The following is a 12,060-nucleotide window of genomic DNA, read 5'->3' as shown; positions in this document are numbered from 1 at the left end:
CCCGGTATGACAACCCGGGAAAGCGCGTCCGGGATAGGGTCGGTCCATGTTCACGCTTGTTGCCCCTGATAAGTCCTTTTACCACTCGTTCCTCGAGTCCCACCAAGAGTGGGCAGGCGCCCATCAGGACGGTGCCGCCGTCTTCATGGCTGACGACGTCACCACCCCGGAGGGGTTTGAGGAATGGGTTGCCAGGCTGCTGGACGCTGAAAACACCCCGGAGAAGGACGGCATGGTTCCGTGTACTTTTCGCTGGATCACTGAGCACTCGCGCTATGTAGGCTCCATCGCATTTCGTCACCACCTGACCCCGGCCCTCCTTAACTCGGGTGGCCATATCGGCTACGGGGTACGACCGTCCGACCGTGGAAGGGGAGCGGCTACTTGGGCTCTCCGGGAACTCTGTGCCCGCTTGTCCGCCCGGGCACAGCCGAATGGCATTCTGCCGGATCGCGTTCTGCTGACGTGCGATGACAGCAACGCAGCGTCCGCAAGGACCATCGAGCGGTGTGGAGGGGTGCTCGAGGATGTGCGGACGGACGAGGATGGGCAGCTTTTTCGACGCTATTGGATTGACCTGGGAGCGCCCGCCTAGGCCCGTTCACGTTCCCGTCACCAAGCCTTGTTAGGCTGCCGCGCACTACCCGCAGACCGGGCAGGCTCACAGACCAGGAGGACCGCATGACGGAGGCAACCCCATCGAGCCCAACAGGCACATCACTGGACGATTGGTGGGTCAGGGACAACCTGCGGGAAACCATCGACCACCTTGTTGAATTGGGTTACACCATCAGCGGCGGCCAGGGCGAAGACCCGGACCTCATCGACCCCGGTGGATCAGCGGTGGAGACGTGGAACGAGGACTATCCCTACCAGCAGCGGATGACCCGCGATGAGTACGAGATCGAGAAGTACCGCCTGCAGATCGAACTGTTGAAGTTCCAGTACTGGGGCCAGGACCTTGGGCTCAAGCACGTCATCGTTTTCGAGGGACGTGACGCCGCCGGCAAAGGCGGCACCATCAAGCGTTTCACTGAGCATCTGGATCCACGCTCCGCCCGGACCGTTGCGCTCGCCAAGCCTTCTGACCGCGAGCAAGGCCAGTGGTACTTCCAGCGCTACATCCAGCACCTTCCCACCGCAGGTGAGATCGTCATGTTCGACCGCTCCTGGTACAACCGCGCCAACGTGGAACGCGTCATGGGGTTCTGCACTGACGACGAATATGACACCTTCATGGGTCAGGCCCCGGTCTTCGAAAAGATGCTGGTGGACGCCGGCATCCACGTCACCAAGTTCTGGTTCTCCGTGACACGGCAGGAGCAGCGCACACGCTTCGCCATCCGCCAGATCGACCCCGTCCGCCGCTGGAAGCTCTCGCCCATGGACCTGGCGTCGCTGGATCGCTGGGACGAGTACACGGACGCCAAGGAACGGACGTTCCTGCACACGGACTCCGACCACGCGCCGTGGATCACCATCAAGTCCAACGACAAGAAGCGCGCGCGCATCAATGCCATGCGCTACTTCCTCAACCAGTTCGACTATGAGGACAAGGACACCTCGGTTGTCTACGACGCCGATCCGCTCATCCTCCGCCGCGGCCGCGACGCCGTAGGCGACTAACACCAAAGCTCGACGTCGGCACTCACCTAAAGTGCCGACGTCGTGCTTTCCGCGTTTCTTCGAAACCTTGTTACATTCGTTGGCCAGCCGGACATTAACTGACTATGCCGGGCGCTTACTAAATATCCACGCTACGACGTGAGGCGGCTTGGTGGTGCCTGTACAAAGTGGCGCGACTCCACCCCACTAGATGTACTGCCCGGGGAGGTTGGTTGAGGCCGTGTGAGGACACGGCGTGAGATTTCCGGGATGACGAAGGCCTCCCGGTGTGGAGTGGAGCTGTCTAAGAAACCGCTGCACACCTAGGAGGCCTTCGTGTCCCACGCTAACGCAATGTTGACCCCAAAAGCCCGTTTGAAGCTCGCCCAATTGGTCGTTGAACACCATTGGACGATCACCGAGGCAGCCAAGCACTACATGGTCTCCTGGCCCACCGCTAAACGCTGGGTCACCCGCTACCTCGAGCACGGGCCCGAAGGAATGGGTGACAAGTCATCCCGTCCCCGCCGCAGCCCCAACCGGACCCCGGGGAAACTGGTCAAACGCATCGTTGCCCTGCGATGGCGCAAGCGGCTGGGGCCGGTGCAGATCGCCGGGCGGTTGGGCATTCCGGCCTCGACCGTGCACGCCGTCCTGGTCCGCTGCCGGATCAACCGGCTGCGCTACATCGACCGGCTCACCGGCGAACCGATCCGCCGCTACGAACACACGGCCCCGGGCGAGATGCTCCACGTCGATGTCACCAAGTTCGGGAACATCCCCGACGGCGGCGGCCACCGCTACCTTGGCAGGGTCGAAGGCGGAAAGAACTCCAGAACCTCAGCAGCACGAAGCGGCTACACCCGCTCCAGCAAACACCCCAGAAACGGCACCGCCTACGTACACACAGTCTTGGATGACTACTCCCGCGTTGCCTACGCCGAAATCCACCAGAATGAAAAAGCCGTCACCGCCATCGCCGTTCTCCAGCGCGCCGTGGCCTGGTTCGCCGGGCAAGGGATCATCACCAAACGGGTCCTCTCTGACAACGGATCCGCCTACGTCTCCAACGCCTGGAAAGCCGCCTGCGCCGACCTCGGCATCACCGCGAAACGAACCCGCCCCTACAGGCCCCAGACCAACGGCAAAATCGAACGGTTCCACCGAACACTCAACGACGGCTGGGCCTACGCCAAGTTCTACGGCACCGAAACAACCCGCAGAGAAGCCCTACCCGGCTGGATCCACTACTACAATCACCACAGGCCCCACACCGCACTCGGGAACAAACCACCCGTCAGCCGGCTAAACAACCTCCCTGAGCAGTACAACTAGACGGGCCGCTTCCATGGCTGTTCGGCCTTCCGCCCTGGCCGCGTTTGCGGTCGCCAGCTTGCCAGTGGTCGCTGCCGCAGCCACTTCTGACCGCCGTGTGGTTGCTGACAGCTGTAGACCCAGGCGAGCCAGTGCGGCCTCTATCTCCTTGAGCCCACCCCTTCCGAGTCCTTGCACCTCAAACCGAAGGTCTTCGGCGGACCAAGTAATCAACTCTTCAATGGTTGAGATACCGCGCCGACGAAGGCTGGTCATGGGCCTTGCGGGCAGCCCAAGCTCGGTCAAGACCTCGGTGCTGCCCAGTTCTCCGTTGTGATCGGGAATTGGGTTGTTGTTCGGCGACTGCATTTATGACTTTCTGGCAAGGGACGGACATTTCGCCGTTCCTGTCGAGCACGGCTGACGGCATGGAAGGCACGGATTAAGTGCCGTGCAAGCCCAAAATATGCCGGACTTTCGGAGTGACATTTGTCACGAAAGACACGAACCTCAGCGGTCAGGAGCGCCTGTGGGCCAAAGCCGGGCTCCGCGCTTCTCTCATTCCCCACCTAATCGTGTGAGTTACCGGGAGCCGCGTCATAAAAGGCCGCGATCGTCCTCTTACTAAGAGTGCCTTGGTTCTGCAGTCTGGCCATTGCGCCTGCGAGCCGCGAATTAGCCCGACGTCGGCACTCACCGTGAGTGCCGACGTCGTGCTTTCTATTCGGTGACCTCGTCCTCCACTACCGGGTCCTTCAAGAGAAGCGCCGTGCCTTGGAAAGCGGGCAACTCGAGGAAGAAGCTGTGGAGGTCATCCACTTGGCTGACGTCCTCGCCGGAGAATAGATCATGGACGGTGGCGCCCGGGACAAGGTGTGAGGACTGGATGCTGCCGGCAATGTCCTGGTCCGAGAAGTTCAGGACAGTGACCTGCAGTGCTCCGTCGGCGAGTTGGTTCACCAGCACCAACAGCCCGCGGTGGGAAACGTCGGGCACATCCAGAAGCGTGCTGGTGGCGATCCCCGACTCTTCCCGTACCGTGAGGATCTGCTGGAGGCGCCGGGCATAGGAGTTTGGGTCCTTCAGCTGATCGGGCAGCGGACCGTAGAGGCTCCGGGCACGGGGCATTCCCGCCAAAGAGAACTTCGCGTCCGGGCTGGTCCCCATGAGATCGTGTGCGCCACGGTTGATCCAACGGGTGTCACCCTGCGACGTGAGCTCCCGGACCGTCTCCCGATCCAGTGCTGTGATGCCCGTGAGGTCCCAACCGGAAAGCGCGAAGACGCCGGGCTGCAATGCGTTGTACATGGACAACAGCACGTGGGCGTCAAGCACCTGGGCTTCCTGCTCCTCGGTGATGGCATCCTGATCGTTGATGCCCAGGGCCGCCATGATGAAACTGACCGTGGTGCAGGCAATGCCGTTGGTGGTGAAGACCGCGTTATAGGGCCCGTTCTCACCTGTGAGCCGTTCCCGCATGGTGTTCTGGACCTTCTCGGCCACCTCTGCGCCCGTGAGTTCCTCGCCGGCAAGTTCAAAGACATCGTCCCTGTGGCCCGCAGCGAAGTGGAGCAGCTCATAGGTCAGTTCATCGTGATTCTGGAGGGCATGCACCAACGACGCCTGATCCACGCCGATCTCCATGGAAAGCCGCAAGGTAAGGCGCAGGAACTCTGTGTCTCCTATAACCAGGGCGTAGTGGTAGGCGGGCCTGGTGATGAAGTCGTAGGAGAGGTCCGGGCCGGACTCGGACTGGGTCTTGATGTCATCGATGGTGAGGTTGAGCTCTTGAAAGGAGAATCCGCCCACCTTGCGGATCATGGAACCAATCAGCTGGTTGGCGGCCTCGGACAACGGGTGGCCCTCGGACCAGCCGGGTTCTTCCTCAGCACTCTTCTCGACCCCCAGGAAGCCATTGGCATCCAACCGGAGCGCTCCGGTCCCGAGGTCCAGCAATGAGTGCAGGGCGTCGCCCACCACCAGGCGCATGCCGGCGAAGGTTGGGTCCAGCCAGTTGATGGAAGGCTGGCCGGCCTTGAAGTAGTGCAGATAAACCCAACGCCGGGTTTTGCCCGTGGTGTCAATGATGGGCTTGGTGGCGCTCCAGTTGGTTTCCTTGACGCCGGGTTCGTAGAAGATGACCCGTTGCAGGCGTCCGATGATGTACCCGGCCTTTTGCAGGGCCTCTTCAGCCGCCGGGCTGATGTTCACCGAGTCTTCGCCCTCCGGGACATCAGGCAGCAGGTGCCAGTCCTCTTCGGGGATGTCCACCATGTGATAAATGCCGGGGTAGTCCCGGAAGTTCATTTCAGCAAGACGGAAGTCCGCTCCCTTGCCGGTGTGCCCCGGGACGATGTCATCAATGACGGTGCCGCCATGCTCATTGGCCACCTCGCACATCTGGCGGAACTCTTCCTCGGTGCCGAAGGCAGGGTCGATCGCCATGCTGATCCGATCAAAGTGGCCGTCCACACTGGGTGTCTGCGACCAGCCACGGATGCCACCGGCGAGCTTGACCGGCCCGGTGTGGAGCCCGCGGATGCCAATCTGGCTGAACGCATCCCAGAGTGCAGGATCGCCCAACGCTGAAAGGAAGGACTGGCCGTCCTTGGTGATGAAGGACAGCGGGTAGGCGGTGAACCAGACGGGTGCGCGCTCCACAGCTGAGCGCGGGTTGGGCCTGGCGTAAGAGTTCTGCCACATGCTGGCCTGCCCGGACAATTGCCGGGCCATGGTGTTGGCGTCACCCAGCATGGATTGGTTCCTGAGCCAGTCCACATAGGTGGAGTTCAGGCCATCGAATTCCAGTGAGGGCCGGGCTGCGAAGAACTGCCGCCTCCGGGCGATCGGCCGCAAAGCCTTGGGCCGGGCCGGGTAGAACTGTTCATCAAACGTGATTTCCGCCGGTTCGCTTGCGGTTTCATCGGGCGTTTCCTGTGGCGTCTCCTCCGGATTTTTCTCTGGAGTTTCGCTGATTTCTGACACGCTCTCGTTGACTGCAGGCTCCCGCACAGTTTTCTCCTTTACGTGGTCGCCGCGTCAACGCCGACCGTCCGAGGGGGTCGTTCAAGAGGTCACGTACCCGGGCTTACCCGGACTATTCATGCTAGTCGGGGGAGCAGGCCGTTTGTCTAACCCGGGAACAAGTAAGTCTCGTTATTATGTGCGGGGTTGACGTTGGGCGCCGGGGCCTACCGGTACGTACCGAACATTCAGTACCGTGACTCGTGAAGATCGGAGCACTCATGAAGATCGTTGTCATCGGCGGCAGTGGCCACATCGGGTCCTTCCTCGTTCCCCGGCTTGTGCGCGCCGGGCACGAGGTCATCAACGTCAGCCGCGGAAGCAGCCCGCCGTACGCTGACGTCCCCGAATGGCAGCAGGTTCGGCAGGTCACCGCGGACCGCGACCACGAGGAACGCGAGGGCAGCTTCGGTGACAGGGTAGCGGCACTGGGTGCCGACGTCGTGGTTGACCTCATTTGCTTCACGCTCGAATCGGCCACCGCGCTGGTTGAAAGTCTGCGGAACCAGACGGAGCATCTGCTGCACTGCGGCTCCATATGGCGGCACGGGGTCAGCTTGAAGTTGCCCATTGCCGAAGGAACGGAGTCCGCCGCTGAACCATTGGACCAGTACGGGATCCGGAAGCGTGACATCGCGGGCATGCTCAAGGAAGAGACTGCTGCCGGAGGCCTGGCCACAACATCCATTCACCCCGGACACATCGTGGGGCCCGGGTGGTTGCCGATCGGGCCACTGGGCAACCTGGATCCAGGCGTGTGGCACACGATTGCCTCCGGTCAGCCGCTTCAGGTTCCCGGCAGCGGGACCGAATTGATGCACCACGTGCATGCCGACGACGTTGCGCAGGCCTTCGAGAAAGCCATCCTTCACCGAGACGCTGCAGCCGGGGAGGATTTCAACATTGTTGCGCCCACTGCCCTGACGGTTCGGGGTTACGTGAGCATTGCGTCGTCCTGGTTCGGGCAGGAGCCCCGCATGGAAACCGTGAGCTGGGAGGAGTTCCGCCGGACCACCACCCCGGAATTTGCCGATTCCAGCTGGGCCCACCTCTCCCGCAACCACTGCATGAGCATCCACAAGGCCGCATCCCTGATCGGGTACGCACCTGGATATGAACCCGAGCAGGCGGTGCGCGAATCCGTGCAATGGCTCATAGACAACAAACAACTCACGGTGCCAAGCCTGCTGGCTTAAGTGGACCCATGTACAACTGCCACCCAAGGCCCGAAGCTTAAGGAGCGCAAGGGGGGGAGCTATATGTACAAGGTGCCGAACAAAGAAGCTACAGACAGCCGGCTCGACCACGGATTTTTCATCCTTGGCGGCGCGGCTGCGGTGTGGCTGGCTTTTCTGCTGGTGGGGGAGAGCTTCCACCTGGGGTGGGGTCAGCTGTGGTTTTCGGTGGTGTTCTGGGCATTCCTGGCATACCTGCTGTTGCCCCGACTCCACAGGATTCTGACCACCATTTACGTTCCTGGGTACTTCATTGGCCGCGCCCGGACCAGTGATGGCCTGCTCGGTGACCCCGTCAACGTTGCCTTACTAGGGGCGGAACCGCAGATCCATGCGGTCATGAGGGCCGCCGGCTGGACCATGGCCGACGACGTGACCTTCGCCAGCAGCCGACGCATCATCAGCTCCACCATTTTCCGGCAGAGCTACACGGAGGCGCCCGTCAGCCCCCTGTATCTCTTCGACCGGCAGCAGGACTTCGCCTACCAGCAAGAGGTCAACAACACCCCCGGCAAACGCCACCACGTCCGCTTCTGGCGTTGCCCTGAAGGCTGGCTCCTGCCGGGAGGCCACAAAGTGGATTGGCTCGCCGCGGGTACGTACGATCGCAGCGTCGGCTTCTCCCTGTTTACGCTCCAGATCACGCACAAGATTGAACAGAACACCGATGTGGAGCGAGACCATATCGTTTCTACCGTTTCGGCCGCTGAGCCAGCCGTGATGGTGCAGGTCATCGAGGACTTCTCCACCGGTTATCACACGCGCAACGGCGGCGGTGACTCCATTTCCACCGACGGCGATTTGCCGATCATCGACGCCCGCCGCGTCCCCGTTCCTTCGGATCAACCACCCAACCGGACCGATAGCAGGGACAGACGGCCGGCGCCCATCATGATGGGCGCCGCCCTGGTGGTGGCCAGGGCGGTGGCGGCGCTGGCCTTGGCGATCACCTTGTTCACCTCCGGTGGTGAAATATCCGGGCTCACCTTCGACGACGACTCATCAGACCCGCAAAGCACGACGGCGGCAATCGCCTTGGTAGCAGGAGTCGTCCTGGTGTTCGGGCTGGGTGAAGTTTTCCTGGCCTGGCGCATATTCCTTGGCAGCAACGGTGCCCGCGTCATTGCGATGGGCCTGAGTTCGCTGTCCATCCTGGTCCAGGCGATCGACTACTCTACGGGCAGCGCGAATATCACCCTTGAAGCCGGCCTCTCCGGCCTGGCCACTGACATCCTGGTGCTCCTGGCGTTGTCCAGCCAAAGGGCCCGGGTGTACGCCAAACGGCAGCGCGTTCCAGCTGTCCCGGCGTCGGTGGTCAGTCGGCGCGTGTCTTCCTGACCCTCTTTGGGCTTGGATTAGCCCTTACGTAACGCAGAACGGGTAACGCGCGCCTGCCGGATAGTCTGAAATCTGTTTCCAGAGCCTGCGCTGTCGGCGGGCCCCCCGAAGAGTGGATTGAGTAAGACGGTTTGGACGGTGTCCTCAAGGGTTTCTTCGTGGTCAGTATTGTGCTGCTCATCGGCTACATCCTCGGCAAAACCAAGGCGTTGGGGCCTGAGGGAAGCAAAGTCCTCTCCACTCTGACCTTCATGGTGGGTCTGCCTTGCTTGATGTTCTCGGCTATCGCATCCAGGCACATCAACGACGTCCTGAGCGCCACTGGCCTGATCTCCGTGGTGACGGCTGTGGCTGTCATGCTCGTGTTCACGGTGGCTGGCACGATTGCTCGATGGGGTGTCCGGCGCACAACTATTGGTGCGCTGTCCGTGGGCATCGTGAACTCCACCAACCTGGGTGTTCCGTTGTCGCTCTATATCCTGGGAAGTGCCACCTACGTCACGCCGATCATGCTGTTCCAGCTGGCTATCGTGACGCCCATTGCGCTGACGATCTTGGACCTCACCGACCCTGCGGGGAAGAAAGTGTCAGTGTGGCGCACGCTCTCCATCCCGTTCCGCAACCCTGTCACTGTTGCGGCGATCCTGGGCGTGCTGGTCAGCGCCCTGGGAATTCAATTGCCCAGCCTTGTCCTGGATCCGTTGGCGTTGGTTGCCCAACTGGCTGTCCCGCTGATGTTGATCATCTTCGGAATGTCCCTGCATGGATTGTCGGTCCGTCCCGGCATCGACGACCGCGTCCCCACCACCATCGCCGTCATCCTCAAGTCGGCCATCCAGCCCGTGCTCGCGTGGGTTTTGGCCGCTTTCGTCTTCCAGTTGGACCCCTTCAGCACCTTTGTGGTCACTGCCTGCGCGATCCTCCCCACCGGCCAGAACGTGGTCCTCTACTCAGTCCGCTACGGCGTGGGCCAAGGCATCGCCCAGTCAACGGCTGTGTTCACCAGCATCCTGGCTGTTCCGTTGCTGCTGGGTGCGGCCTGGTTGTTCGGCTAGGCGCGTGCCGCCACCACCCACTTTGAGCCCAAGGAAGCTGAGACGCGTCGGCTTTCGCGGCGTGTTGGCCCGCCCAAACAATCAATGTGGGTGGTGACCGAACGCGTCCCAGCCACCGTTTAAGGCTCGACGGCGGCACTCAAGATGAGTGCCGCCGTCGAGCCTTAAGCGAATGTGAGAGAGCGTCCGGTGGAAGCCCTAGGGATGTGAGAGAGGGTTACGCTGTGACGGCCAGGGCGTCGATCTCCACCAGCATGACCTCGTGCGGCAGGTCCACGAACACGGTGGTGCGGCTCGGCAGCAAACCACTGGGCACGTTCTCGCGGATGAACTCGCCGTAGACCTCATTCATGGCAGCGAAGTGGTCGCGGGTGGTGAGGTAGACGCGGAACATGAGGACGTCTTCAACGGAGGATCCACCGGCTTCGAGGATGGCCTTCACGTTCTCCAGCGTGCGACGGGTCTGGACTTTGACGTCGCCCTCGCCGATGTACTGGTTGGTGGCGGGATCCATGGGTCCCTGGCCGGAGACCTGGAACATGCCGCCTTTTTTGATGCCCTGGGAGAATACGTGCGCCGGGGCGGGGGCGTTTTCGGTCAGTACTACGGTCTTTTCACTCATGCTGAGTTCCTTTCGTGGCTGATCCAGCCGAGGTCGTTGGAGATGGCCTCGGTGCTGGCTTTGAGGTCGGGCAGCAGCTCAAGCAAGCCTTCATAGCTGAGCATCACTACCGGTACCGAACAAGAGGCTGCGGCAACAACGGCGCCGCTGGCGTCCCGGATGGGGGCCGCGATGCAGTGCACGAACGCTTCGTGCTCGGCGTTGTCGTGGGCCCAGCCCTGTTCCTTGACCTGCTCCAGCTCCGCCAACAGGGCAGAGGGCGAGGTCAGGGTGTTCTCGGTAACTTTTACGTAGTCCAGCCCCGCGGCGATCTTTTCCTGCCGGCTGCGCGGCATGTCGGAGAGGAGGACTTTGGACACAGCGGCCGAGTGCAGTGATGCAGTCAGGCCGATGCGCGAGTACATGCGCACGGGGTGGTGCGACTCGAACTTGTCGATGTACACCACTTCATTTCCTTCGAAGGCGGCGAGGTGCACGGTGTGCCCGGTGCGGCCGTTGAGTTCGGCCAGGTGCGGATGTGCCACTTTGCGGATGTCCCGCTGTTCCAAGGCCAGCGAGGACAGTTCAAAAAGCTTGGAACCGAGCATGAACCGCTGGTCTTCGTCCCTCACCACAAACCGTTTTTCTTCCATGGCGTGCAGGAGCCGCATCACGGTGGTTTTGTGGACGGCAGCCTTGGACGCGAGCTCGTCCAGGGTTGCTGGTTTGGCGGCGAGTTCGCCGAGCAGGTCGATGGCCCGCATGAGGCTTTGGCTCACGGTGTCACGCTCCGGTTCTGGTGTTGAATTGTCCGTCTTCAACATGGATAGCAGCCCAAACGTCATCCGAAGAATCGAGGATGGCTGCGAGTTCGGCGGCGTCGGGCAGCGGACCGCGGTCGCCGTGGACGGTGAGGGTGCATGCAGCAGCAACGTGGCCGCGGCGGAGGCGTTCCTTTTGGCCGAGCCCGAACAGCATGCCGCTGAGGTAACCGGCGGCGAACGAGTCACCCGCACCAACAGGCTCGACGACGGCGACGGACAGTGCGGGCACCTCTTCCCGGGTGCCGCTCCGGTCCAAAGAGATGGCGCTGATGGCCTCGTTCTTGATGACCAGTACCTTCGGGTCGGGCATCATGTGGCGGAGTTCGGCTTCGTCGGTGGTGCCGAAGGCGTGCTCGGCTTCGTCTTTTCCAACAAGCACGACGTCGGCCAGGTTCGCCAGGCGCTGCAGGACGGAACGGTCCTGGCCTGCCCAGAGGGCTTCGCGCCAGTTGACGTCGAAGCTGATGGTCCGCCCGTTGCGGGGAGAAGTCAGGATTGCTTCCAACAGCGAAAGACACTCGGGGGAGAGAGCAGCGGTGATCCCACTCAGATGGATCAGCGCAGCGTTCTCAAGCAAAGCGGAAACGGCTGGATTGGACAGCGTGTCCCGTCCCATGGCCGAGGCCGCAGATCCTTGCCGGTAGTACAGAACCGAGCTGCCGCCGTCGGGGTCTGACTCCTGGGCCGGGACTTTGACGTACAGGCCGGTGGGGAGGGATTGGTCCACTTCCACGCCGGAGACGCCCACGCCGTGATCCTGAAGCTCTCGCAGGATGCGGGTGCCGAAGCCGTCGTGGCCCACCCGGCTGACCCAGTGCGTGTCCAGGCCCATGGCCGCCAAGCCCATGGCGACGTTGGATTCCGCGCCGCCGACCCCGAAGTGAAGTTCGGTTGCCAGGTGCAGGGGGACGGCGTGGACAGGGGTAAGCATGGCCATGGTTTCGCCCACGCATACGGCTGAAAGCATCGTTCTCCCACTAGTTCGTGCGCTTCGCAGCGGCCTTGACTCTCGATCCGCCACCATGTTAGACATATCACCAGCAGGTTTGCAACCAGCGTTGCAA

The 12,060-nt window shown here is 62.0% G+C and carries 11 protein-coding genes; 6 read left to right on the top strand and 5 right to left on the bottom strand.

All coding sequences use genetic code 11. From position 1 onward, the window contains the following. Nucleotides 1-46 precede the first annotated feature (46 nt). The 3 genes from ARUE_RS21115 (at nt 47) to ARUE_RS21105 (ending at nt 2,940) form a co-directional block, all read left to right on the top strand. Nucleotides 47-595, top strand: a complete 549-nt coding sequence (locus ARUE_RS21115) for a GNAT family N-acetyltransferase (protein ID WP_014923251.1) — start codon at nt 47-49, stop codon at nt 593-595. A gap of 86 nt (nt 596-681) precedes the next feature. Beyond that, entirely contained in the window at nt 682-1,626 is a 945-nt protein-coding gene (ppk2, locus tag ARUE_RS21110; protein ID WP_014923250.1) for a polyphosphate kinase 2, read from the top strand. Nucleotides 1,627-1,941: 315 nt separating this feature from the next. Further along, entirely contained in the window at nt 1,942-2,940 is a 999-nt protein-coding gene (locus ARUE_RS21105) for an IS481 family transposase (protein ID WP_081589163.1), read from the top strand. Here the strand turns inward: ARUE_RS21105 and ARUE_RS21100 are convergent. Then, nucleotides 2,911-3,288 carry a DNA-directed RNA polymerase subunit alpha C-terminal domain-containing protein gene (locus tag ARUE_RS21100; RefSeq protein ID WP_043470880.1) on the bottom strand — a complete coding sequence of 126 codons (378 nt, stop codon included), beginning with the start codon at nt 3,286-3,288 and terminating at the stop codon, nt 2,911-2,913. The genes ARUE_RS21105 and ARUE_RS21100 overlap by 30 nt on opposite strands. 351 nt (nt 3,289-3,639) lie before the next feature. Beyond that, nucleotides 3,640-5,931, bottom strand: a complete 2,292-nt coding sequence (gene treS / locus ARUE_RS21095) for a maltose alpha-D-glucosyltransferase (protein ID WP_014923248.1) — start codon at nt 5,929-5,931, stop codon at nt 3,640-3,642. 233 nt (nt 5,932-6,164) lie between these two features. Here treS and ARUE_RS21090 point away from each other — a divergent pair, with 233 nt between their 5' ends. The 3 genes from ARUE_RS21090 (at nt 6,165) to ARUE_RS21080 (ending at nt 9,571) form a co-directional block, all read left to right on the top strand. Beyond that, a complete protein-coding gene (locus ARUE_RS21090; RefSeq protein WP_011776660.1) occupies nt 6,165-7,139 on the top strand; it encodes an NAD-dependent epimerase/dehydratase family protein in 975 nt (324 codons plus the stop codon). A 63-nt stretch (nt 7,140-7,202) separates the two neighbouring features. Beyond that, the gene (locus ARUE_RS21085) at nt 7,203-8,516 is read left to right on the top strand and encodes an LssY C-terminal domain-containing protein (RefSeq protein WP_014923246.1); all 1,314 of its coding nucleotides are present in this window, start codon (nt 7,203-7,205) and stop codon (nt 8,514-8,516) included. 158 nt (nt 8,517-8,674) lie between these two features. Continuing rightward, on the top strand, nt 8,675-9,571 hold the full coding sequence (locus ARUE_RS21080) for an AEC family transporter (RefSeq protein ID WP_238324424.1): 897 nt from the start codon (nt 8,675-8,677) through the stop codon (nt 9,569-9,571). A gap of 217 nt (nt 9,572-9,788) precedes the next feature. Here ARUE_RS21080 and ARUE_RS21075 read toward each other — a convergent pair whose 3' ends face one another. Genes ARUE_RS21075 through ARUE_RS21065 form a run of 3 tightly spaced genes read right to left on the bottom strand, consistent with a single transcriptional unit; the run spans nt 9,789 to nt 11,963 of the window. Continuing rightward, entirely contained in the window at nt 9,789-10,193 is a 405-nt protein-coding gene (locus ARUE_RS21075) for a RidA family protein (RefSeq protein ID WP_011776657.1), read from the bottom strand. Next, on the bottom strand, nt 10,190-10,951 hold the full coding sequence (locus tag ARUE_RS21070; RefSeq protein WP_043470877.1) for an IclR family transcriptional regulator: 762 nt from the start codon (nt 10,949-10,951) through the stop codon (nt 10,190-10,192). Before ARUE_RS21070 ends, ARUE_RS21075 begins: the two co-directional genes overlap by 4 nt. 4 nt (nt 10,952-10,955) lie before the next feature. Beyond that, nucleotides 10,956-11,963 (bottom strand): sugar kinase, encoded by a 1,008-nt coding sequence (locus tag ARUE_RS21065; protein ID WP_043470874.1) that lies wholly within the window; start codon nt 11,961-11,963, stop codon nt 10,956-10,958. Nucleotides 11,964-12,060: the final 97 nt, after the last annotated feature.

Source organism: Arthrobacter sp. Rue61a (genome assembly GCF_000294695.2).
GTDB lineage: Bacteria > Actinomycetota > Actinomycetes > Actinomycetales > Micrococcaceae > Arthrobacter > Arthrobacter aurescens_A.
This window is presented reverse-complemented; position numbering and strand designations above follow the sequence as displayed.